The organism is Azospirillum lipoferum 4B (assembly GCF_000283655.1).
Classification (GTDB): Bacteria; Pseudomonadota; Alphaproteobacteria; order Azospirillales; family Azospirillaceae; genus Azospirillum; species Azospirillum lipoferum_C.
Genome location: NC_016623.1, coordinates 250342 through 271828, shown reverse-complemented (window position 1 = coordinate 271828; position 21487 = coordinate 250342). Strand labels below are relative to the sequence as shown.

Below are 21487 nucleotides of genomic sequence, written 5' to 3'. Positions count from 1 at the left end.
GATGGTGATCAGCGGCCGGACGATCCCTCTGCCCAGGCCTGGGCGAAGCGCTTGGCGCGGGCCGCGACCTCCGCCACCGGCAGGCCGGGGCTGTAGAGCGCCGAACCCAGCCCGAAGCCGGAGGCGCCGGCGGTGCGGAAGGGCTGCATCGTGTCGGGCGTGATGCCGCCGACCGGCAGCAGCCGCACGCTGTGCGGGATCACCGCGCGCAGGGCCTTCACCACGGGCGGGGCGATCTGTTCGGCCGGGAACAGCTTCAGAGCGTCGGCCCCGGCGGCGAGCGCCGCGAAGGCCTCCGTTGCGGTGGCGACGCCGGGGGTGCAGGCCATCGAGTGCGATTTGGCGGCACGGATGATCGCGGTGTCGGCATGCGGCATCACCACCAGATCGGCACCGATGCCGGACAGCCGGTCCACGGCGTCCAGCGTCAGCACCGTGCCGGCACCGACCAGCGCGTCGGAGGGCAGGCTGCCGCGGATGGCGGCGATGCTGTCGAAGGGATCGGGCGAGTTCAGCGGCACCTCGACCAGCCGGAAACCCGCCTCGTAGAGTGCCGCGGCCACCGGCTCCGCCTCGGCCGGGGTCAGGCCGCGCAGGATCGCGACCAGCGGCAGGGCGGAGAAGGCGGCATCGAAGCGGGCGGAAAGCGAAAGCTCGGTCATGGCGCGCTCATCGTGCTGGGGGTGGTGCCGGTGGCAAGCAGCCCGGCCGCGGCGGCGAACTGGAACAGGCCGCGCGGGGCGGTATTCCCCAGCTGTGCCGCGGGCGTGACGCCGAAGGCCGCGAGCCCGCGGCCGTAGCGGCTGCAGAGAGCCGGGGCGCCGATCAACAGCAGCGGCGTGCCCGCCTGCATTCCCGCCAGCAGCGCAAGGCCGGAGCGCAGCTCGTGCCCGATCAGCAGGCCCGACAGGTAATGGGCCAGCGCCTCGGCCGGCATGCGCCGGGTCAGGCCCAGCGTGCGGGTCGCGAACAGCTGGTGGGGCAGGTCGCCGGGACCGGCGGACTGCGCGGCGCGGATGCCGACGGCGAAGGCCGCCGCCTCATCCTCGGGCGATGCCTCGCGGTCGGCGGGCATCAGGCGGCCGAGCAGCGAATGGGTTTTCAGGACCGCGAACAGCTCGCCAGTCATGTAGGAGGAGAAGGCGGTGATGCGACCGTCGGTGACGCGGACCCATTTGGAATGGGTGCCGGGCATGGCGATGCAGGCGTTCCGCGCCCAATCGGCATTCTCGGCCAGCGCCCCGGCGATCTGGATCTCCTCCCCACGCATCACGTCGGGCGGCGCGCCGGCCGGGTCGTGCAGAACGCCGGGGGCGATCAGGATGCGGCGGCCGGACGCCGTCTCCACCCGCGCCGCCCGGTCGGCCAGGGTCGTCGCATCGGCCGGGGTGGTGACATAGGGCGCCTCGACCCATCCCTGGGCACTGCCGACCATGCCGCCGGCCACCACCGGCAAGCCGGGATGCGCGTCCAGCCAGTCCCCGCAGAGGGCGGCCAATGCGGCGTCGAATCCGGCGGGGCCGGGCTGCGGCAGGTTCTGGATGCCGTGGGCGGACGCCCGTTCGGCAAGCACGCGCGCGCCGCCGTCCATCAGGAAGCCGCGCAGGCTCGACGTCCCCCAGTCCAGCGCGATCAGCGCCGGTTCGGTGGAAGAGTTCAGGTTGCGATCCATCCCAGATCCTTGGATATCGCGTCCGCCGTGGCACGGACCAGCGGTCCCAGAGTGTCCATGCGGTCGTCGGGCATGTAGGGGACGGCGCTGGCGACGCTGATCGCCGCCACCACCAGATTCCGGCCGTCGCGTACCGGTGCGGAAACGCAACGGATGCCGAGTTCATTCTCTTCCAAATCCTTCGCCCAACCCTGGGCGACATACCCGTTCATTTGCTTTTCGAACTGCGGCCAGTCCGCGGGACGCGGCCGGTCGGGCGGCGCGTCGGGGGAGCAGAGCAGCGCATGCAGCGTCGTCCAGCGCGCGGGCGCCATGCCCAGCATCAGCGCCTTGCCCAGCCCGGTGGAGGCGATGGGCATGCGCTGTCCGGTGCGGGACCGCATCTCCAGCCCCCGGGTGCCGGGGATCTTGTCGAGATAGAAGACCTCGCCGTTGTCCTCGACGCCGAGATGGACGGTGTCGCCGGTCGCCTGTGCCAGCGCCTCGATATGCGGGCGGGCGACGGCGACCAGGGGGCGCTGTTCCAGTGCCTTCATCCCCAGCTGGATCAGCTTCGGACCCAGCAGATAGCCCTTGTAGGGGATGTGATGGAGATACCCCTCCGCCACGAGGCTGACGAGCATGCGGTGGGTGGTGCTGCGCGGGGTGCCCAGCCGCGCCGCGATCCCCTTCACGTCGCCGATGCCGGCGGCCACGCATTCCAGCAATGCCAGTCCGCGCAGCAGGGTTTGGGTTCCGGTGCCCTGTGGCTTGCCGGCCTCCGACTCCTGCTCGGTCGCTTGGATGATTCCGCCCATGATTTGTTTGGCTGCCTTTGTTTTTTGCATGCTCGCGCATGCTCCAAGGTGTGTCAAATAGTTTTATGTGATACCAAATAGTGAGACATTTTGGGGTGGCGACGAACGGTCGCGGGGGAGATGAGAGCGCTGCGACATCCATGATCGCGCTTTCAAAATCCTGTCGCTTGGGTCAGAAATGGGAATGCGCCTGGGCCGTTGGACGTGGACCGGCGCAAAATGGTCATCCCAGGAGAAATATTATGCGTCTCACCGTCCTTTCCTTCGTCAGCGCGACGGCACTGCTCGCCGGCTTCGGCACGGCGCAGGCGGACATCGTCATCGGACTCGGCACGGCGACCACCGGTCCGGTGGCGGCGCTGGGCGAGCAGTCGGTGTACGGCGCCAAACAGGCGATTGCGGACATCAACGCCAAGGGCGGCGTGCTGGGCCAGAAGCTGGTGCTGAAGGTCGGTGACGACGCCTGCGACCCGCGGCAGGCGGTGGCGGTCGCCAACCAGTTCGTCCGCGATCAGGTCGCGGCGGTGGTCGGCCATCTGTGCTCCGGCGCCAGCATCCCGGCGGCCGACGTCTACCAGGAGGAAGGCGTGGTGATGGTCACCCCGACCGCCACCAACCCGCTGCTGACCGCCAAGGGCCACCCGAACATCTTCCGCGTCTGCGGTCGCGACGACCAGCAGGGCCTGGTTGCCGGCAAGTATCTGGCCGAGACCTTCAAGGACAAGAATATCGCGGTGCTCGACGACAAGCAGGCCTACGGCAAGGGGCTGGCCGACGTCGTGGTCGAGACGCTGGAGAAGTCCGGCGGCAAGGTCGCCTACCGCGGTTCCGTCACCGCCGGGGAGCGCGATTTCTCGGCGCTGATCACCGCCCTGAAGGACAAGAAGATCGATGCCGTCTATTACGGCGGCTATCACCCCGAACTGGGGCTGATCGTCCGTCAGGCGCAGGAACAGGGGCTGAAGCCGCAGTTCATCGCCGGCGACGGCCTGAACAACCAGGAATACTGGGCGATCACCGGCCCGGCTGGCGAGGGCACGCTGTACACCGACAGCCCGTCGGCCGCCAGCGATCCCAAGGCGCAGGAACTGATCGGCTCCTTCAAGGCGGCCGGCCTGCCGGAACCGGGCAACTTCGCCTTCTACAGCTACGCCGCGGTTCAGGTGATCGCCCAGGGCCTGCAGAAGGCCGGCAGCACCGACGGGAAGAAGCTGTCGACCGCGCTGCATTCCGGCAGCTACGACACCGTCGTCGGCGCGGTGGAGTTCGACAAGAAGGGCGACATCACCAAGCCCAACTACGTGATGTATGTCTGGAACAACGGCCAGCCCAAGATGGTCGCGCAGAAGTAACCGGCGTGCCGGTTCGGGGGGGGAGGTTCAAGCGGCCTCCCCCCGCCGGTTCACGCGTCATGGGTTCAGGCGAGCGCCGGCTCCTCGATGGCGGCCTGCTCTGCCGGGACCACGTATTTGCGCATGAAGTCGTCGACGGGCATCGGCCGGTCGAAGTAGTAGCCCTGGAAGATCGCGCAGCCGTGGTCGCGCAGGAAATCCCGCTCCGCCGCGGTTTCCACCCCCTCCGCCACCGCCTTCAATCCAAGCCGGCTGGCGATCGACAGCATGGTTTCCACCAGCACGGCGTTGTGGCTGTTGCGGTCCACATCCTGGACGAAGGAACGGTCGATCTTCAGCTCTCCCACCGGCAGCTGTTTCAGGTAGGACAGCGACGAGAAGCCGGTGCCGAAATCGTCCAGCGAGAAGGATATCCCGACTGCCGCCAGCTCCGACATCTTGGCGACCGTGTCGGCGCAGTCGCCGATGGCGATCCCCTCGGTGATCTCCAGCGTCAGCAGGCGCGGGTCGATGTGGCTGGCGCGGACCGCGGCGATCACGCCGGCACAGAAATTCTGCTGGCGGAACTGGCGCGGGCTGATGTTGACGGACAGGTGGCAGTCGCTGCCGGCATCGGCCAGACGGCGCAGGACATGACAGGCCTCCATCAGGATCCAGTCGCCCAGCGGCAGGATCAAGCCCGATTCCTCGGCCACCGCGATGAAAGCACCGGGCGCCACGAAGCCGCGCTGCGGATGCTGCCAGCGGATCAGCGCCTCGGCCGCGACCAGGGTGCCGTCGGCGCTGGTCTGCGGCTGCAGGAACAACGTGAACTCCCCGGCGTCCACCGCCTTGCGCAGATCCTGCTGCAGCGCCAGGCGAGCCCGGGCGTCCACCAGCATTGCCGGATCATAGTCGCGGATGGTGTTCCGTCCGCCGTCCTTGGCGGCATACATGGCGGTGTCGGCCTGTTTCAGCAGGTCCTCCACCGTTTCCTCCGCCGACTTGGGGAAGACGGTCAGGCCGATGCTGGCGAAGATGCTGTGTTCATAGCGGTCCAGGCGGAAGGGCTGCGCGACGGCCAGCCGCAGCTTCTCCGCCACCCGCCACGCAATCTCCGAGGCTTCCTCCGTCCTCTCGCCCAGGTCCGGCAGCAGGATGACGAACTCGTCTCCGCTCAGGCGGCTGACCAGATCGTCCCGGCGCAGGGTGGCGTTCAGCCGGGCCGCCAGTTCGCGCAGCAGCGTATCTCCGGCGACATGGCCGCGGGCATCGTTCAGCCCCTTGAAGTCGTCGAGGTCGAGGAACATCAAGGCGCCGCACCGTCCGTTCTGCCGTGCCGTGCGCAGCTGGCCGTCCAGCTGTTCCAGCAGCAGGCGGCGATTCGGCAGGTTGGTCAGCGGGTCGTAATAGGCGAGGCTTTCGATCTGCCGTTCCGCCCGCTTCCTCTCGGTGACGTCCATCACCACGGTCAGATAGCCCCGCACCGCCCCACCGCTGTCACGCAGAACGCTGGTGGCGGCGGAAAGGGCGATGCGGGCGCCGTCCTTCCGCAGTCCGGTCCATTCGCCGGAATCGGGCAGGTCGCCGTCACGGGTGCGGGCGACCAGCGCCTCGAAGCCTGCAGGCGCCGCGCACCCCAACTCCGCGGCAATCCGGTCGGCATGGGCGCGAAGCTCCTCCCCATCGTAAAGACGCGGCAGGGACGCCGTGCCGACCATCTCGTCGGCCGGATAGCCGAAGATCCGCTCCGCTTCGCGGTTGAAGACGCGGATGATGCCGTCCAGCGTGGTGGCGATGATGCCGCAGGCGGCGCTTTCCAGAATGCCGGTGTTGAGCGACAGGCTGTCTTTCAGCGCCTCCCGGCTGGCATAGGTTTCGGTCACGTCCTGGAAGACCATGACCACGCCGTGCAGCGTCCCGTCGCGGTCGCGGATCGGCGAGGCCATGTCGGCGATGTGGCTGCGGCCTCCGCCGCGCGCCACCAGCACCGTATGGTTGGCGAGCCCGACCAGTTGGCCGATCTCCAACACCTGCTGGACCGGCACCGGAACCCGTTCCCCGGTTTGGGCATTCTCGATGTCGAAGACGTCGGTCACCGGACGACCGACCGCCTCGCCGCTGCTCCAACCGGTCAGCCGCTCGGCCACCGGGTTCATCAGGGTCACGCGGCCGGCGGTGTCCGTCGCGATCAGCCCGTCGCCGATCGACAGCAGGGTGACTCGCGCCCGCTCCTTCTCCCGCCACAGGTCGCGCTCGGACTGGTGCAGTGCCTCGTAGGGGTGATGGACCGCGGTGACGAACACGGCCCGGTACAGGCACCAATAGCCGATGACCTTGTAGATGTGACCGGCCAAGTTGGCGAGGTCGTAGACGCTGAAGTAGAGCGTGAAGCAGAGTTCGCTCATTGCGATGGCGATGGCGGCGATCACCATGCGGTGGATGTCCAGCGTGCGCGCCTCGCGCCGCCGCCTGTGGAAGATCAGGGCGGCGCCGGCATAGAGCAGGACCAGTCCGTATTCGACCGCGACCTTGAACGGCGTCAGCCCTTCGCCGGCGATGAAGGTGCGCGGCAGCAGTCCGGGATGCCACAGCACGACCCAGAAGACGGCAGCGGTGATCGCAAGCACCGCACCGATCAGCGGATAGCGCAGAGCCGCCGATCCGGGGCGCCAGGGCAGGACGGCGGCGAGCAGGAGTGCAGCCGCCGCCATCCCACGGGCGGCGAGCCAGAAGGCGATGGCCTTCTCCGGCCCCGACGGGGTGACGAAATCGGGCATGCCCGCATAGGACATCAGATGCCCGAAATCGAGCAGCGCCACCCCGAGAAAGCCGGTGGACAGGGCCAGCAGGGCCGGCGGCGTTTCGTCCGTGTGGGAATGCCAGCCGATCGCAAAGACCAGGGCAGCCACGGCGATGGCGAAGATCTCGAAGAAGGTGTGAAGAGGCAGATAATGGGCAAGATCGACCGGGCCGGTCAGCCACGTCGCTTCGAGGACCAGCAGGAAGGGAGCGGCCAGGGTGAGAATGGTCGCAATGGTGCCGGGCGGCTTGCAGCGGATCCTGTCCGCCGCCGTCTGCGCTACGCTTGTTCCGGTCATGCCGTTCCCCCGGGGGATGCGTGCTCGGCCGATCCGGCCGGCAGCCATTATCGCTCTTTTCTCATATTAGAGCTTCTTTACATTAACGGATCGTAAGCAATCGGGAAGACTGTCGGCGTCAGGCCGGGTTGATTGCCGGTCGGCGGTCCCAACCTCTATGCTTGTCACGGTCGGGGCCAAGGTCGTGCTTGCCGATAACGCCGGGAAGGAAAGACGCATGTTCATTGCGATGAACCGCTTCAAGGTCCGCCACGGGGCGGAGCAGGATTTCGAAGAGGTCTGGCTGAACCGCGAGGTCCATCTGCACAAGGTTCCGGGATTCGTGGAATTCCACATGCTGCGCGGACCCGACCGGGAGGAATACCGGCTCTACTCCTCCCACACCGTCTGGGATTCTGAAGCCGCGTTCCAGGACTGGACTCGGTCGGAGGCCTTCCGCGCCGCCCACGGCAAAGCCGGCACCAGCAAGCCCCTGTATGTCGGGCCGCCGGAGTTCGAGGGGTTCGAAGTCATCCAGACCGTGCCGCGCAATCCGGACGCCTGAACGCGAATCGGGCCGCCGCAACATCCGCCGGGAGGAGAACCAATGCTGGAACTGGTCATCGAGCAGCGCCGGAAGAGCCTCGGCGGATTCGAGGTGGGGCGGGTCCTGCCCTTCGTTCAGCGGCGGATGGTCGGCCCCTTCGTCTTCTTCGACCATATGGGGCCGGTCGATTTCCAGCCGGGCCTGCCGCGCGACGTCGATGTCCGCCCCCATCCGCATATCGGACTGTCCACCATCACCTACCTGTTCGAGGGCGAGATCATGCACCGCGACAGCGTGGGCTCGGAACAGGCGATCCGGCCGGGCGAAGTGAACTGGATGACCGCCGGGCGCGGCATCACACATTCCGAACGCTTCGAGCGCGCGCGGATGGAAGGCGGGCGGATGCACGGCATCCAGGCCTGGGTCGCCCTGCCCGAAGCGGATGAGGAAACCGACCCGGCCTTCACCCATTACGGCACCGGCGACCTGCCGGTCTTCGAGGAGGATGGAGTTCGCGGCCGGCTGGTGGCGGGCGAGGCGTTCGGGGCCAAGGCGGGGGTGAAGACCCACTCGCCCCTGTTCTACATCCACTGGGATCTCGCCCCCGGCGCTCGCGTGGAACTGCCGGCGGGGGGATGGGAACGGGCGGCCTATGTGGTGACTGGAACGGTGGAGGTCGAGGGGCAGGTTTTCGAGGCGGGCCGGATGGCCGTGTTCGGTCCCGGCCATCCTGCGGTGCTGACCGCGTCCACGCAATCGATCGTCATCGCCGTCGGCGGCGAACCGGTCGGTCGGCGCTTCATCGACTGGAACTTCGTCTCCTCGTCGAAGGAGCGGATCGAGCAGGCCAAGGCCGACTGGCGCGCCGGCCGGATGAAGCTGCCGGACCTCGACGACGGCGAGTTCATCCCGCTGCCGGAGATGCCAAAGCCGGTCAATCCGATGTCGTGATTGGATAGCAAAGCACTAAAATTACTGTGGGCATTCCTGAAATTAGGAAGAAAAAGTGGAGTGCCTTATGGAGGACCAGTCGCTGCCAACAGATTGGGCTGCTGGAATCGTCTGTCAAATTGAGTTTGAGAAATCCAGTGGGACGAAGGTTTCAGCCCCTGAGTGTAATATGTCGAAATTTGGTGGATTTATTATTTTGCTGTTCTCCATTTATACCCTGTTTTGTTAACTGTCCTGCGCCTTGCACAGGTAGATGAACGACAATCTAGTCTTTTTAGAGAATGCTCTTTGCAACACAACAGCAGCACAAAGGCTTGCAAACTCATGGAATGTGCCCCTGCCATCGTCCTACATTTGTATTAATATCGGAGAAAAAGAAAGATTTTTGCTTATCGCCTCATGGATTGCATAAGAACACCGTGTATAATTTTAAATGGGTGACGTGCGAATTGAAACAACCTATGGGAGATTTGGGATGACCTCTTATGCCTTAAATAGCAGCTCAACATTCGATGTAAAGCAATACCTTCACCCAATGACAAATTCAAGATTTGCGCTTGCAGTGATAGCGGTGTTGCCGATGATTTTATGGATTGCTTACATGAGTTTTAATAACAAAACATTCTTTATATTTGTAGGCATATATGCAGTACTGATATTTGTGGCAATTTGGCTTGGCATGGAGTTGACGAAAGCGTTGCTTATCGGAAATGCCGTGAAAGTTGGTCGCGATAATTTCCCGGAAATAGCAAGTATTTTGGAGTCTGTAAAAGAAAAGATTGGATATCATAAGGACGTGGAGATATATATCGTTGAGAGTGGAGCTGTGAACATGATACTCCACAGGTTTTTTTCGACAAAATTTATCGTGATACATTCATCCTTCGTTGAATCTTGCGACTCTGCCAAAGATTACCGTGACATAGAATGGGCAATCGCAAGATTCGTTGGATACATGAAAGTAAAAAAGGATCACTACTTTCCGATCGTCTTTGAAATAATGGAAGCTGTCAAGAAAATCCCGTTTCTCAATTTGTTTATTTTGCCTTATGAGCGTTGCATTGTCTATTCTGGCGACAGAATTGGCCTAGCGCTTTGTGGTGAGGTGGAAGCGGCTATTACAGGAATGAGCAAACTGCTGATTGGCAAAACTCTATATGGGAAAGTCTCCAGCGATACCTTTATTTTCCAGTCTCGTATTGTAAACGGTAGCTTTTTTGCTTCTGTCGCGCGATTCTTCTCGTCTTTCCCTCATATGACTGACCGCTATCTGAATATCATGGCTTTCGTGAAGGAGACGGTTCCTGAACATTATCTGGAATTTATCGTCAAACACCACATTGACAGAGCCAAGCTTGAGGAAGCGCTCAGAGAGCGTCACGGAAGATAGAAGAAAAATATGGCCTTATACCAGCGGCTTTGAAGTGTGACTCGTCACGGTGGATTCCCTTTTGGTCCGCCCTGTGATTCGCTGCCAGCTCTCGGAAGGAGGCGGGTATGGCGGCGATTGCGATCACGCGGCTGGAGCTGAGTTCAGCGGAGTTGCGCCAGCGGGCGGTGCGTTTTGGCGATCCGGATGTAGCGCGGCGCCTTCTCGCCCTAGCTCTGGTTTTGGAGGGGCGATCTCGCGAGGACGCCGCGCGGTCTTGCGGGATGGATCGGCAAACGTTGCGGGATTGGGTTCACCGCTACAACGCCCAAGGCGTGGCGGGGCTGCGGGATCGTAAGGCACCGGGAGCCAAGCCGAAGCTGTCGGCGGAGCAGGAAGCGGAGGTGGCGTCCTGGGTCCGCTCCGGTCCGGACCTCGCCGAGGATGGCGTGGTTCGGTGGCGGCGGTGCGATCTGGCCCGCAAGATCGAGCGCCGGTTCGGCGTGGTGCTGGCCGAGCGCAGCGTTGGCGGGCTGTTGCGCCGTCTGGGGTTCCGTCGCCTGTCGGTGCGCCCCCAGCATCCTCAGCAGGATGGCGAGGCGCTCGAGGCTCACAAAAAAACTTTGCCGCTCTGGTTGCCGGCGCCCTCCCCGACACCGCCCGCGGCAAGCCGCTGGAGCTCTGGTGGCAGGACGAAGCCCGGGTCGGCCAGCAAGGGACCCTGACCCGGGTGTGGGCCGCCAAGGGCAGCCGGCCACGCGCGCCCCGCGACCAGCGCCATAGCTGGGCCTACCTGTTCGGCGCCGTCTGCCCGAGCCGTGGCGCCGCCGCGGCCTTGGTCCTGCCCAAGGCCAACGCCGCGGCAATGACCCTGCACCTGGCCGAGATCAGCGGCCAAGTGAGCGACGGCCACCATGCGGTGCTCATCCTCGACGGCGCAGGCTGGCACCAGCCGGGCGACAAGCTGGTCGTGCCCGAAAACATCAGCCTTCTGCATCTGCCGCCCTATTGCCCGGAACTCAATCCGGTCGAAAACATCTGGCAGTTCCTGCGACAGAACCACCTCAGCCATCGCGTCTTCGATTCCTATGCCGCCATCGTCGAGGCCTGCTGCGAGGCGTGGAACGCTCTCGCCCAGGCACCCGAAATCATTCGCTCAATCGCCTCACGCTCGTGGGCAGCGGTCAATGTCTAAAGCCGCTGGTATTAGATCGCATTACGTAGAATTGGGATCGCCTCGAAGCGTGAATCTGATCGTCAAACATAAGGCCGTGGCGCTATGCGTTTCATATTAAACGCACAGCGCTATAGAGATTTAGGCGTACATCACACTGGAATCTCTAACTGAGTCGAGAGCCGGCTGCACAGGGGGCATCGGAGTAGCCCCCTGTGCAGCAACCGTTCAGACGTGGAAGCTCTCGCCGCAGCCGCAGCGGCCCTTCTCGTTCGGGTTCTTGAAGACGAAGCCGGTCTGGAACTTGTCGTCGACATAGTCCATCTCGCTGCCGATCAGGAACATGACGGCGGCCGGGTCGATCAGGATGGTGACGCCCTTGTCCTCCACCACCTCGTCGAACTTCATCTTTTCCTTGGCATACTGAACGTCATAGCTGAGGCCGGAGCAGCCGCGCGCCTTCACGCCGATGCGCAGGCCGACCATGTCGTCGGTGGCCTTGGACATCAGCGCCTTGACGCGCTCCGCGGCGGCGTCGGTGATCGTGATCGCCTTGGGCAGGGAACGGGCCATGGTGACGGTCTCCTAAATACGGCTCAAAACATATCCAGTTGCAGGCGGGCTTCCTCGGACATCATGCCCTGGTGCCAGGGGGGCTCCCACACCAGCTCGATCTTGACCTCGTTGACATCCTCGACGCCCAGCACGGCCTGACGGACCTGTTCGGGCAGTTCGCCGGCCACCGGACACATGGGACTGGTCAGCGTCATATCAATCTCGACATTCCGCTGCCCATCCATGTCCACACGGTAGATCAGGCCGAGTTCCCAGATATCGACCGGGATTTCGGGGTCGTAGCAGGTCTTGATGGCCGCCACGACGCGATCCATGATCTCCTCCCGCGGGTCGTATCCCTCGGGCGGCTTGGGCATCGGGGCGAACTCCTTGGAGTCGGCGCCAGCATCCGCGGCGGCCTGCGCGTTCAACTGTGCCTCGGCTTCGGCCGGATTGGGGGCCATCGGGCGGTGCGTCAGGGCTTCATCGGGCATTTCGATCCCCCTCCGTCAAAACTGGTCGCTGGAGGCCGCAGCCTCGCCGTGGAGCGCCGCGTTCATCGCGTGCCAGGCCAGCGTCGCGCACTTCACCCGCACCGGGAACTGGCGCACGCCGGACATCACCATCAGCTTTTCCATCGTCTCGTCATCGACACCCTTGGGGATGTCGGGTTCGTCCTGGGTGCACAGCTCGTGGAAGGCGTGGAACAGCTTTTCAGCCTCCGCCGCCGTCTTGCCGCGCACCAGCTCCGTCATCATCGAGGCGCTGGCGGTGGAGATGGCGCAGCCGCGGCCCTGGAAGGCCACGTCGTCGACCACCCCGTCCTTCAGGGTCAGATAGACCATGAAGCGGTCGCCGCACATCGGATTCTCGCCCTTCGCCTCGCGGTTGGCGTCGTCGGGATGGCGGAAGTTGCGGGGATTCTTGCCGTGATCCAGGATCACTTCCTGATACAGCTCGCGCAGATCGTCCATCATGCTCCGAAGAACTCCTTGACCGCCTGGAGGGACTGGACGAGGGCGTCGGCCTCCTCCCGGGTGTTGTACAGGCCGAAAGACGCGCGGACGGTCGGTCCGACGTCGAAGCGCTCGGCCAGCGGCTCGGCGCAATGGCGGCCGACGCGCACGGCGACGCCATACTGGTCGACGATGGTGCCGACGTCGTGCGGGTGCACGCCCTCCAGCGCGAAGGAGATGATCGGCCCCTTGCCCGGCGCGGTGCCGATGATACGCAGGCCGTCGATCTGCGACAGCTGCTGCGTCGCGTATTGCAGCAGGTCGTGCTCGTGCGCGGCGATGGCATCGCGGCCGAGAGCCTCGACATAATCGATGGCGGCACCCAGCCCGATGACCTCGGTGATCGGCGGGGTGCCGGCCTCGAAGCGCGAGGGCGGGGCCTTGAAGGTGGTGCCTTCGAAGCTGACGCTCTCGATCATGTCGCCGCCGCCTTGATAGGGGGGCATCTTCTTCAAGAGATCGTACTTGCCGTACAGCACGCCGAGACCGGTCGGGCCATAGAGCTTGTGCGCGGTGAAGACGTAGAAGTCGGCGTCGATGTCCTGCACGTCGACCGTGCCGTGCACCACCGCCTGGCTGCCGTCGAACAGCACGGGCACGCCGCGTTCATGCGCCAGCCGGGCGATGGTCTTGGCCGGGGTGACGGTGCCGAGAACGTTGGAGCAGTGGGTGATCGCAACCAGCTTGGTGCGGTCGGACAGCAGATCCCTGTAAGCATCCATGTCGAGGACGCCGAACTCGTCGCAGGGCACGACCTTGATGACGATCTTCTTCTCGGCCTGGAGCAGCTGCCACGGAACGATGTTCGCGTGATGCTCCATGATCGACAGGATGACCTCGTCGCCTTCGTTCAGGAAGGTCCGGCCATAGCTGGAGGCGACGAGGTTGATCGCCTCGGTCGAGCTGCGGGTGAAGACGATGCAGCGGTCGTTCGGCGCGTTCAGGAAGCGCGCGACCTTGGTCCGCACCGCCTCGAACTGGTCGGTCGCGGTCTGCGACAGGAAATGAACGCCGCGGTGGATGTTGGAGTAATCCTCCTCCAGGAAGCGGGTCATGGCCTGGATGACCTGACGCGGCTTCTGGGCGGACGCCCCGCTGTCCAGATAGACCAGCGGCTTGCCGGGCTTTCCCTTCCTGGCGTGGACGCTGCGGGCGAGGATGGGGAAATCCTCCCGCACCCGCTGCACGTCGTAGGCTTGGTTCAGGATGGCATCGGACATGGTTACTTCTGCTCCTCCAGCCAGCCGGCGATGATCCCCTGGAAGGCGTCGCGGATCGATTCCTCGGCGATTTCCTCCAGCGATTCGGACAGGAAGGCGCCGATCAGCAGGCCCTGGGCGGTGTCACGGTCGATGCCGCGGGCGCGCAGGTAGAACAGCGCGTCGTCGTCCAGCTCGCCCGCGGTGCAGCCGTGGCTGCACTTCACGTCGTCGGCGTGGATTTCCAGCTCCGGCTTGCTATCGATCTCGGCCCCGTCGGACAGCAGCAGGGCGCGGTTCAACTGGTAGCCGTCGGTCTTCTGCGCATCCGGGCAGACGGTGATCTTGCCCTGGAACACCGCGCGCGCCGTGTCGTCGATGACGCCCTTGTAGACCTCGCGGCTGGTGCCGTTCGGCTGGGCGTGAACGATCACCGTGGTGGTGTCGGCATGCTGGCTGCCGCGGACCAGATAGCCGCCGCTGACATGCGTCCGCGCCTCGGTCCCGTCCAGGCGGCTGACCACCTCGTTGCGCGACAGCTTGGCACCGGTCGTCAGGATGAAGTTGTCATAGCAGCCGCCGGTCGCCACCGTCGCCGCGATGTGCGACAGGTGGATGGCGCCGCCGCCTTCGCGCTGCGACTTGTAATGGTGCAGGGTGGCGCCTTCGCCGACGAAGACCTCGGTGACATGGTTCGACAGCGTGGTGCCGGCACCACGGCCGACATGGTGCTCGACCACCACCGCCTTCGACCCGGCCTCTGCGATCAGCAGGCTGCGCGGATGGCAGGAGGTCGCCTGCGCCTCGGTCCCGACGGAGACGAAGACCAGCTCGATGGGGCGTTCGACCTGAACGCCGGCCGGCACATGCAGGACCGCGCCGTCGGCGAGGTAGGCGCTGTTGAGCGCCACCAGGGGACGGTCATCCGCCGCGGCGAGGCGGCCGATATGGTCGGCCAGCAGGTCGGAATGGGTGGTCAGCGCGGCGGCGAGGCTCAGCAACTCGACGCCCGGCGGCAGCCCGTCGACGGAGGACAGGTCGGCGCGGAAACGGCCGTCGACGAAGACCAGACGCGGGCCGTCCTGCCCCTCGGCCCGCACCGTCGGCAACAGGTCGATGGTGGCCGCCGCCGGGGCGGCCGGCTGGAAGCTGACCTTGGCGAGGTCGCGCAGGTTGGTGTAGCGCCAGCTCTCGTTCCTGATCGTCGGCAGGCCGACGGCGGCGAAGCGCTCGCGGCCCGCCGCGCGCAGCTCGTTCAGCCAGGACAGGCCGCTGCCGGGAAGCCCGGCCCCCATCTGGTCGAGCGGAGCCAGCAAGGCCGGCGCCGTCGCCGGATCGGCGCCCCGCGTCGAGTAGGTCATGGGGTGAAGGGGGGAGGGATGTTGCGCCGTCATCACGCCGCCTCGCTCGCGCCGAAGTCGCGGTAGCCGTTCTTTTCCAGCTCCAGCGCCAGTTCCTTGCCGCCCGACTTCACGATGCGGCCGGCGGCCAGAACATGGACATAGTCGGGAATGATGTAGTCGAGCAGGCGCTGGTAATGGGTGATGACCAGCATCGACCGCTCCGGCGACCGCAGGGCGTTGACGCCCTCCGCCACGATCTTCAGCGCGTCGATGTCCAGCCCGCTGTCCGTCTCGTCGAGGATGGCGAATTTCGGCTCCAGCACCGCCATCTGCAGCGTCTCGTTCCGCTTCTTCTCACCGCCGGAGAAGCCGACATTGACCGCGCGCTTCAGCATCTCGTCGCTCATGCCGAGAGCCTTGGTCTTCTCGCGGATCAGCTTCAGGAACTGCATAGCGTCCAGTTCCTTCTCGCCGCGATGCTTGCGGATGGCGTTGATCGCGGTCTTCAGGAAGGTGGTGTTGCCGACGCCGGGGATTTCCACCGGATACTGGAAGGCCAGGAAGACGCCCTCGGCCGCCCGCTCTTCCGGCTCCATCGCCAGCAGGTCCTTGCCGTAATAGGTGACCGAACCCTCCGTGACCTCATAGCCGTCGCGGCCGGCCAGCACATAGGACATGGTGCTCTTGCCGGCGCCGTTCGGCCCCATGATGGCATGGACCTCGCCCGGGCGGATGGTCAGGTCGACGCCCTTGAGGATTTCCTTGCCGTCCACGGTGGCGTGCAGGTTCTTGATTTCGATCATCGTCTTGGCCTCGTTGTCTTCTTCAGGCTTCCGGCACGTCCGGTTCCGAGCGTTCTCTTCCTAAATCCACACCGTTACTTGGTTGGCCGTCATCCCCGCGAAGGCGGGGATCCAGGCGTCCCGAGGAGTGCCCCTGGCCCAAGTCTGGATCCCCGCCTTCGCGGGGATGACGAGCCGGTTGGGGGAACTCGCCTATGCATTCAATCTCTCGTAAAGATCCGCCCAGTCGGGGTTGTGTTCCTCAATCAGACGGATCTTCCAATCCCGGTTCCACTTCTTCAGCCTCTTCTCGCGGTTGATGGCTTCTTCGGCGGTGGCATAAGGCTCCACATGGACCAAGCGCTTGACACCGTAGCGATCCGTAAAGCCCGGAATGATGCCATCCCGGTGTTCCATCATCCGGCGTCCGAGGTTCGACGTGATACCGACATACAAGGTTCCGTTTCTTCGGCTTGCCAGGATGTAGACGAAGAACCGCTCCTCCATCCCGACAATCCCTTCTCTCCGCTACCCGTCATCTCCGCGAAAGCGGGGATCCAGGTTTTGTCGTGTCCCCTAAGGTGGATGCCTGGATCCCCGCCTTCGCGGGGATGACGGCACCAAAGAGTGCTGTTTGACTACCCCACGCTGCCTTCCAGGCTGATGCCCACCAGCTTCTGCGCTTCCACGGCGAACTCCATGGGGAGTTCCTTCAGGACCTCCTTGCAGAAGCCGTTGACGATCAGGGACACCGCGTCCTCCTCCGAAATGCCGCGCTGGCGGCAGTAGAACAGCTGGTCCTCGCTGATCTTGGCCGTCGTCGCCTCATGCTCGATGCGGGCGGAGCGGTTGCGGCTCTCGATGTAGGGGACCGTATGGGCGCCGCACTTGTCGCCGATCAGCAGGCTGTCGCACTGGGTGTGGTTGCGCGCCCCCTCCGCCCTGGGCAGGATCTTCACCAGCCCGCGGTAGGTCTGCTGCGCCTTGCCGGCCGAGATGCCCTTCGACACGATTGTGCTGCGGGTGTTCTTGCCGATGTGGATCATCTTGGTGCCGGTGTCGGCCTGCTGGAAGTTGTTGGTGATGGCGACCGAATAGAACTCGCCCACCGAATTGTCGCCCTGCAGGATGCAGCTCGGATACTTCCAGGTGATCGCGGAGCCGGTCTCCACCTGCGTCCAGGAGATCTTGGAGTTCCTGCCGCGGCAGGCGCCGCGCTTGGTCACGAAATTGTAGATGCCGCCGACGCCCTCGGCGTTGCCGGGATACCAGTTCTGGACGGTGGAATATTTGATGGTCGCATCGTCCATCGCCACCAGTTCCACCACCGCGGCATGCAGCTGGTTCTCGTCGCGCTGGGGCGCCGTGCAGCCTTCCAGATAGCTGACGTAGGAGCCTTCGTCGGCGATGATCAGCGTCCGCTCGAACTGGCCGGTGTTGGCCTGGTTGATGCGGAAATAGGTCGACAGCTCCATCGGGCAGCGCACGCCCTTGGGGATGTAGACGAAGCTGCCATCGGTGAAGACTGCGCAGTTCAGCGTCGCATAATAGTTGTCGGTGTAGGGCACCACCGAGCCGAGATACTTCTTCACGAGTTCCGGGTGCTTCTGCACCGCCTCGGAGATCGCGCAGAAGATGATGCCCATCTCCTCCAGCTTCGCCTTGAAGGTGGTGGCGACCGACACGCTGTCGAACACCGCGTCGACGGCGATGGCCGGGCTCTTGCCCTCCGACCCTTCGACGCCGGCCAGGATCTCCTGCTCACGCAGGGGAATGCCCAGCTTCTCGTAGGTCTTCAGCAGTTCGGGATCGACCTCGTCCAGCGACTTCGGCCCGGCCTTCTTCTTCGGCGCGGCATAGTAATGCGCGTCCTGATAGTCGATGGGCGGGAAGCTGACGGCGGCCCATTGCGGCTCCTCCATCGTCTGCCAGACGCGGAAGGCCTTCAGGCGCCATTCCAGCAGCCACTCCGGCTCCTCCTTCTTGGCGGAGATGAAGCGGACGATGTCCTCGTTGAGGCCCTTCGGCGCGACGTCGGATTCGATGTCGGTCGTGAAGCCGTACTTGTACTTCTGCTCCGTGACGGCGCGGACCTGCTCGACGGTTTCCGGTTGGGCGGCCATGGCTTTGCCTCGTCCTTCTCAAGAATGCTGTTCGATGCGCGCCGTTCAGTGCGCAGGGCGGGCCGGCTGGGCGGCTGTGGAGTTCGCTGCGGCTGCCGGGGCCGGGAAGGCGATGGGGGCCATCATGTCGGCCAGCGTCACCTCCTCCAGCGCGCCGCGAATGGCGCGGTTCACCTTTTCCCAACCGCCGCGCATGGGGCAAAGTTGCTCCACCCCGCATTGGCTGTCGGCGCCGTCGACGCAGGCGGTCAGCGCGATGGGACCGTCGAGCGCCGTGATGATTTCCGCGATGGAGATTGCATCGGCCGGGCGGCTCAGCGCATAACCGCCGGCGGCGCCGCGTTGCGAGGTGGTGAGCCCCGCCGGGGTCATCGCCTTCATCAGCTTGGCGACGGTCGGGGCAGGTACGCCGGTGCGGTCGGCAAGATGGGCGACGGTATGGACCGCACCCACCTGCCGCGCCATCTCGCTCAACACGACGATGGCATAGTCGGTCAGCTTGCTCAGCCGGATCATGACCGCACCCCGTTTCACCCCGGTTTCCAATACAGGACCAATTTAGTCCTGATTGATCCGGGGGGCAAGGGGCGTTTGTCGATTAAAATGCAGGGTTTCCGCGGCTTTGGCGCCTGTGCATGGCTGACGCGCCGGGAATACCCATCGATCCTGCTTGGTTATAGCGTTGCTCCAACCATCACGCTACCGCCAAGGTGGTGCTGAAAGGCGAAGGTGCGACCGTTTGCCGCGCCTGGAGGCGAAAACGGAAAACCCCGCGCCGGATGGGCGCGGGGTCGGTCCGATTCAGCCGGGAAGCGGGGATCAGCCCGGCTTCTTGACTTCCTCGCGGGCGGCGTCGGTGGCTTGCGAAACGACCTCGCGGACGTCCTCCTTGGCCGACTCGACCGCGGTCTGGGCCGCGGCCTGGGCGGCGCGGGTGCCGCGGTCGAATGCGTCCTTTGCGATCGTCTTGGCGCGCTCGGTCGCTTCGTCCGCATAGTCGCCGACCCACTGCTTCTCATAGCGGGTGCCCGGCAGGGCGGCGCCGATGGCCGCGCCCAGCGCGACGCCCATGACGCCGGCGACGATCGGGTGGTCCTCCACCAGATCCCAGAAGCCGGTCGTCACGTTGTGGGCACGGTGGCGCAGATGATCGGTCGACGGTGCCATGGAGGACAGGCGCGACATGCCGCGGCTGGCGTAGCCCTGGGATTGCCGCTGGCCATGGATGTCGTCCCGGCCCGACGCATGATCCCGGCCCGGCGCATGATCGTCATCCGAACCGCCCATCATCCCGCTGACGGTGCCCGAGGCGCTGCCGTAGGCCGAACCGACCGCGCCCGACGCGCTGCCATAGGCGGAACTGGCGGCGCTGCGCACGCTGTCGGTGGCGCTGTTCAGCGACTCGCGGGCATAGCCGACGGCGTCGCCCATGCGGTGGCGGGCCGAGCGGACCGTGCCGGACCGGGCGATGCGGCGGTCGTAGCCGGTGCTGGACAGGGCGAGCCAGCCCAGCCCGATGCCGACCAGGGCGAGCGGGATCGGGTTGCCGGTCATGCTGCTCAGCATCGAGCCGCCGGTGGAGGACTGCGACCGCGACCCCTTGTAATGGACGGTCTGGCCGCTCTCGTAACGGTCGGACTGGTGCTGGTGGGAGTGCTGGGACGGGGTATCCGGCGTCGCCGGCGTGTAGGTGTGCTTCATGGTGTTCTCCATCAGGGATTGGGGCGACCACCGCGCCAGACTGTCGCGCAGACGTGAGGTGCGGTCGCGCAGCGCGTTGACGGTGCCGCCGATGCGCGCGCGGCTGGCGCGGATGTCGCCCTCCAGGGCGTCGAGATCCTGCGGTGCGGCTGACTGCCCGGCCGCGAGAGTGCGTTTGTCGTCCGCCATCGGCCGGGCCCCTAGCGGGCAAGCTGGGATTTGGCCCAGCGCTTGTCCTCGTCCAGCGTGTTCATGGTGCGGCGGGGGCGGAGGTTGGCGGGGCTCAGCCGGTTCTTGCCGACATAGGCCAGGATGCCGCCCACCGCCAGAACCACCACGCCGACGATCAGCGCGGACAGCCAGGGGGCCAGGACGTTGGACAGGCCGAGAACCGCAGCGGCAAGCAGGACCAGGACGCCGGCGAAGGCGACCAGTCCGCCGACGGCGATGAAGGCCACGCCGCCGGCGGCCTCGCTGGCCTTGTCGGTCAGCTCGGCCTTCGCCAACGCGATCTCGGATCGGGCGAGGTTGGCGGATTCGCGGGCGAGATCGGCGAACAGGCCGGCGAGCGGCCGGTCCTGCCGCGGATCCCGCGGCTCGTCATAGCGGTTCTCGGCGGCGCTCATGGACGCTGTCCCTGCGGCTTGGAGGTGGAGGAGGTGGTGCCGGCGGCCCCGCCCTGGGTCCCGGCGGTTCCGGTGGTGCCGGCATTCGCGGTGCTGCCGGTGGTGCCCGATACTCCGGCGGGCGTGCCGACCGTGCTGGTGCCCAGCGCCGTATCGGCCGACGGCGACGCGCCGCGGCCGGTGACGGAGGCCGGCGCGGTGGACAGCGGCATGCCGATGCGGCCGGCGGCCGGCTTCGGCTCACCCAGGCGCTCCGCCCCGCGCTCCGACTCCATGCGGCCGGCGAGGTTGCCGGTGTTGACGGTGGAGGAGCCGGTGGTGGGCGTGTCCGCGCTGTGGGACGGGGTGCCGCGGCTGACGGACTCGGCGATGCCGCCGGCCATGCCGCGGCTGGGCTTGCGGTCGGAGTCGCGGTTCATGTCGCTGCTGCGGTCGCGGCCGACGTCATACGCGCTGCTCCGGGTGCTCCGCACGGACTGCGACGGGTGGGTGTTGCCACGCAGCGAGGTGGAGGCACGGTGCATCTGGCGCTCACCGGAGCTCTTGATGAAGCGCGCGGCCAGGAAGCCGACGGCGAAGGCGGCACCGATGAACACCTCCGGCTGGCGGCGGGCGAAGCCTTCCACCTCGCCGACGATGTCGTCGACCGTGGCATCGCGCAGCATGTCGGCGACGCGCTCCACACGGTCGGCCGCCTGCACGGCGTAATCGGCGACCACGCCGCCATTCTCCTGATTCAGCTGCTCGGCAGCCTTGTGCAGGGCGTTGGCGACGCCGCCCAGCTGATCGGCGGCGCGGCCGGTCTGCTGTTCCAGCAGGGAACGGATGCGCCCCTGTGCCTGGCCCAGCGTTTCGTGGCCGGTCTCCATGGCATCGTCGGCGGCGTGGTTGACGGACTTCTTGATGTCATCGACGCTGCCGCGCCCGCCCGGCGGGGTGTTGGCGGTGGTGGAGCTGCTGCCGGCGGTCGACTGTCCAGTGGTGGAGCCGGTCGGGGTCGTTCCGCCGGTGCCGGTCGTGTCGCGGTTCGGCATCGTGTCTTTCCTCCTCGGGAATCCGGTATTCTGCGGCTCCGCGCCTGCGGTTTCGAACCGCCCGTTGCGGAATCGGGTGTCGGAAGGTGAAACACCAGCCAAGCCTTGGGGTTCCACGCGGAGCCCGCGCGAAATGGACAGTCGCGGCGATTGTGCTAAACTTTGCCGCGAACAACTCGGTTCGGCC

21 protein-coding genes are annotated in these 21487 nt (G+C 65.4%); 5 read left to right on the top strand and 16 right to left on the bottom strand.

Going from position 1 to position 21487, the window contains the following annotated elements; genetic code table 11:
* Positions 1 to 8: 8 nt before the first annotated feature.
* Genes AZOLI_RS22810 through AZOLI_RS22800 form a run of 3 tightly spaced genes read right to left on the bottom strand, consistent with a single transcriptional unit; the run spans position 9 to position 2469 of the window.
* Positions 9 to 662, bottom strand: coding sequence for a 2-dehydro-3-deoxy-6-phosphogalactonate aldolase (locus AZOLI_RS22810; protein WP_014249551.1), 654 nt, complete (start codon positions 660 to 662; stop codon positions 9 to 11).
* Positions 659 to 1672, bottom strand: a complete 1014-nt coding sequence (locus tag AZOLI_RS22805; RefSeq protein WP_014249550.1) for a 2-dehydro-3-deoxygalactonokinase — start codon at positions 1670 to 1672, stop codon at positions 659 to 661. The genes AZOLI_RS22810 and AZOLI_RS22805 overlap by 4 nt, the downstream gene beginning before the upstream one ends.
* Entirely contained in the window at positions 1657 to 2469 is an 813-nt protein-coding gene (locus AZOLI_RS22800) for an IclR family transcriptional regulator (protein ID WP_014249549.1), read from the bottom strand. Before AZOLI_RS22800 ends, AZOLI_RS22805 begins: the two co-directional genes overlap by 16 nt.
* A gap of 242 nt (positions 2470 to 2711) precedes the next feature.
* On the opposite strand from AZOLI_RS22800, the gene AZOLI_RS22795 reads away from it, so the two are divergent.
* On the top strand, positions 2712 to 3821 hold the full coding sequence (locus AZOLI_RS22795) for a branched-chain amino acid ABC transporter substrate-binding protein (protein ID WP_014249548.1): 1110 nt from the start codon (positions 2712 to 2714) through the stop codon (positions 3819 to 3821).
* A gap of 65 nt (positions 3822 to 3886) precedes the next feature.
* On the opposite strand, the gene AZOLI_RS22790 is transcribed toward AZOLI_RS22795, so the two are convergent.
* Positions 3887 to 6901, bottom strand: a complete 3015-nt coding sequence (locus AZOLI_RS22790) for a bifunctional diguanylate cyclase/phosphodiesterase (protein ID WP_014249547.1) — start codon at positions 6899 to 6901, stop codon at positions 3887 to 3889.
* Between the two features lie 217 nt (positions 6902 to 7118).
* Here AZOLI_RS22790 and AZOLI_RS22785 point away from each other — a divergent pair, with 217 nt between their 5' ends.
* The 4 genes from AZOLI_RS22785 to AZOLI_RS31575 all read left to right on the top strand — a co-directional run bounded on the left by AZOLI_RS22785 (position 7119) and on the right by AZOLI_RS31575 (position 10942).
* Positions 7119 to 7445, top strand: a complete 327-nt coding sequence (locus AZOLI_RS22785) for an antibiotic biosynthesis monooxygenase family protein (RefSeq protein WP_014249546.1) — start codon at positions 7119 to 7121, stop codon at positions 7443 to 7445.
* A 42-nt stretch (positions 7446 to 7487) separates the two neighbouring features.
* The gene (locus tag AZOLI_RS22780; protein ID WP_014249545.1) at positions 7488 to 8378 is read left to right on the top strand and encodes a pirin family protein; all 891 of its coding nucleotides are present in this window, start codon (positions 7488 to 7490) and stop codon (positions 8376 to 8378) included.
* Positions 8379 to 8853: 475 nt separating this feature from the next.
* A complete protein-coding gene (locus tag AZOLI_RS32695; protein ID WP_193353759.1) occupies positions 8854 to 9768 on the top strand; it encodes a M48 family metallopeptidase in 915 nt (304 codons plus the stop codon).
* A 107-nt stretch (positions 9769 to 9875) separates the two neighbouring features.
* Positions 9876 to 10942 (top strand): IS630-like element ISAli3 family transposase gene (locus AZOLI_RS31575; protein WP_085938487.1). Its coding sequence is split into 2 segments (ribosomal slippage): positions 9876 to 10362 and positions 10362 to 10942, totalling 1068 coding nucleotides; the frame shifts between segments, so codons are not numbered across the junction.
* A gap of 207 nt (positions 10943 to 11149) precedes the next feature.
* On the opposite strand, the gene AZOLI_RS22765 is transcribed toward AZOLI_RS31575, so the two are convergent.
* From AZOLI_RS22765 to AZOLI_RS30520, 12 genes are all read right to left on the bottom strand, one after another.
* Positions 11150 to 11494, bottom strand: coding sequence for a HesB/IscA family protein (locus AZOLI_RS22765; RefSeq protein WP_014249543.1), 345 nt, complete (start codon positions 11492 to 11494; stop codon positions 11150 to 11152).
* A 23-nt stretch (positions 11495 to 11517) separates the two neighbouring features.
* Entirely contained in the window at positions 11518 to 11970 is a 453-nt protein-coding gene (locus AZOLI_RS22760; protein WP_014249542.1) for an iron-sulfur cluster assembly protein, read from the bottom strand.
* Between the two features lie 15 nt (positions 11971 to 11985).
* A complete protein-coding gene (gene sufU, locus AZOLI_RS22755; protein WP_014249541.1) occupies positions 11986 to 12453 on the bottom strand; it encodes a Fe-S cluster assembly sulfur transfer protein SufU in 468 nt (155 codons plus the stop codon).
* Entirely contained in the window at positions 12450 to 13712 is a 1263-nt protein-coding gene (locus AZOLI_RS22750; protein ID WP_014249540.1) for a cysteine desulfurase, read from the bottom strand. Before AZOLI_RS22750 ends, sufU begins: the two co-directional genes overlap by 4 nt.
* A 2-nt stretch (positions 13713 to 13714) precedes the next feature.
* Positions 13715 to 15085, bottom strand: coding sequence for a Fe-S cluster assembly protein SufD (gene sufD, locus AZOLI_RS22745; protein ID WP_244442640.1), 1371 nt, complete (start codon positions 15083 to 15085; stop codon positions 13715 to 13717).
* On the bottom strand, positions 15085 to 15837 hold the full coding sequence (gene sufC / locus AZOLI_RS22740) for a Fe-S cluster assembly ATPase SufC (protein WP_014249538.1): 753 nt from the start codon (positions 15835 to 15837) through the stop codon (positions 15085 to 15087). The genes sufD and sufC overlap by 1 nt, the downstream gene beginning before the upstream one ends.
* Positions 15838 to 16029: 192 nt before the next feature.
* Positions 16030 to 16323: a GIY-YIG nuclease family protein gene (locus tag AZOLI_RS22735; RefSeq protein WP_014249537.1), complete on the bottom strand. Its 294-nt coding sequence runs from the start codon at positions 16321 to 16323 to the stop codon at positions 16030 to 16032.
* Between the two features lie 131 nt (positions 16324 to 16454).
* Positions 16455 to 17939, bottom strand: a complete 1485-nt coding sequence (gene sufB, locus AZOLI_RS22730; RefSeq protein WP_014249536.1) for a Fe-S cluster assembly protein SufB — start codon at positions 17937 to 17939, stop codon at positions 16455 to 16457.
* 45 nt (positions 17940 to 17984) lie between these two features.
* The gene (locus tag AZOLI_RS22725) at positions 17985 to 18455 is read right to left on the bottom strand and encodes an SUF system Fe-S cluster assembly regulator (protein WP_014249535.1); all 471 of its coding nucleotides are present in this window, start codon (positions 18453 to 18455) and stop codon (positions 17985 to 17987) included.
* A gap of 303 nt (positions 18456 to 18758) precedes the next feature.
* Positions 18759 to 19829 carry a hypothetical protein gene (locus tag AZOLI_RS22720; protein ID WP_014249534.1) on the bottom strand — a complete coding sequence of 357 codons (1071 nt, stop codon included), beginning with the start codon at positions 19827 to 19829 and terminating at the stop codon, positions 18759 to 18761.
* Positions 19830 to 19840: 11 nt separating this feature from the next.
* Complete coding sequence (locus AZOLI_RS22715; RefSeq protein WP_014249533.1) at positions 19841 to 20266, bottom strand: phage holin family protein; 426 nt, start codon at positions 20264 to 20266, stop codon at positions 19841 to 19843.
* Positions 20263 to 21300: a hypothetical protein gene (locus tag AZOLI_RS30520; protein WP_014249532.1), complete on the bottom strand. Its 1038-nt coding sequence runs from the start codon at positions 21298 to 21300 to the stop codon at positions 20263 to 20265. Before AZOLI_RS30520 ends, AZOLI_RS22715 begins: the two co-directional genes overlap by 4 nt.
* Between the last annotated feature and the right edge of the window lie 187 nt (positions 21301 to 21487).

Excerpts from the sequence above, each read along its gene's own strand:
- sufB (WP_014249536.1), bottom strand. The coding sequence starts at position 17,939 with ATGGCCGCCCAACCGGAAACCGTCGAGCAGGTCCGCGCCGTCACGGAG.
- AZOLI_RS22795 (WP_014249548.1), top strand. The coding sequence starts at position 2,712 with ATGCGTCTCACCGTCCTTTCCTTCGTCAGCGCGACGGCACTGCTCGCC.
- AZOLI_RS22790 (WP_014249547.1), bottom strand. The coding sequence starts at position 6,901 with ATGACCGGAACAAGCGTAGCGCAGACGGCGGCGGACAGGATCCGCTGC.
- AZOLI_RS30520 (WP_014249532.1), bottom strand. The coding sequence starts at position 21,300 with ATGCCGAACCGCGACACGACCGGCACCGGCGGAACGACCCCGACCGGC.
- AZOLI_RS32695 (WP_193353759.1), top strand. The coding sequence starts at position 8,854 with ATGACCTCTTATGCCTTAAATAGCAGCTCAACATTCGATGTAAAGCAA.
- AZOLI_RS22780 (WP_014249545.1), top strand. The coding sequence starts at position 7,488 with ATGCTGGAACTGGTCATCGAGCAGCGCCGGAAGAGCCTCGGCGGATTC.
- AZOLI_RS22785 (WP_014249546.1), top strand. The coding sequence starts at position 7,119 with ATGTTCATTGCGATGAACCGCTTCAAGGTCCGCCACGGGGCGGAGCAG.
- AZOLI_RS22760 (WP_014249542.1), bottom strand. The coding sequence starts at position 11,970 with ATGCCCGATGAAGCCCTGACGCACCGCCCGATGGCCCCCAATCCGGCC.
- AZOLI_RS22810 (WP_014249551.1), bottom strand. The coding sequence starts at position 662 with ATGACCGAGCTTTCGCTTTCCGCCCGCTTCGATGCCGCCTTCTCCGCC.
- AZOLI_RS22735 (WP_014249537.1), bottom strand. The coding sequence starts at position 16,323 with ATGGAGGAGCGGTTCTTCGTCTACATCCTGGCAAGCCGAAGAAACGGA.
- AZOLI_RS22725 (WP_014249535.1), bottom strand. The coding sequence starts at position 18,455 with ATGATCCGGCTGAGCAAGCTGACCGACTATGCCATCGTCGTGTTGAGC.
- sufU (WP_014249541.1), bottom strand. The coding sequence starts at position 12,453 with ATGATGGACGATCTGCGCGAGCTGTATCAGGAAGTGATCCTGGATCAC.
- sufD (WP_244442640.1), bottom strand. The coding sequence starts at position 15,085 with ATGACGGCGCAACATCCCTCCCCCCTTCACCCCATGACCTACTCGACG.
- sufC (WP_014249538.1), bottom strand. The coding sequence starts at position 15,837 with ATGATCGAAATCAAGAACCTGCACGCCACCGTGGACGGCAAGGAAATC.
- AZOLI_RS22715 (WP_014249533.1), bottom strand. The coding sequence starts at position 20,266 with ATGAGCGCCGCCGAGAACCGCTATGACGAGCCGCGGGATCCGCGGCAG.
- AZOLI_RS22805 (WP_014249550.1), bottom strand. The coding sequence starts at position 1,672 with ATGGATCGCAACCTGAACTCTTCCACCGAACCGGCGCTGATCGCGCTG.
- AZOLI_RS22800 (WP_014249549.1), bottom strand. The coding sequence starts at position 2,469 with ATGGGCGGAATCATCCAAGCGACCGAGCAGGAGTCGGAGGCCGGCAAG.
- AZOLI_RS22750 (WP_014249540.1), bottom strand. The coding sequence starts at position 13,712 with ATGTCCGATGCCATCCTGAACCAAGCCTACGACGTGCAGCGGGTGCGG.
- AZOLI_RS22720 (WP_014249534.1), bottom strand. The coding sequence starts at position 19,829 with ATGGCGGACGACAAACGCACTCTCGCGGCCGGGCAGTCAGCCGCACCG.
- AZOLI_RS22765 (WP_014249543.1), bottom strand. The coding sequence starts at position 11,494 with ATGGCCCGTTCCCTGCCCAAGGCGATCACGATCACCGACGCCGCCGCG.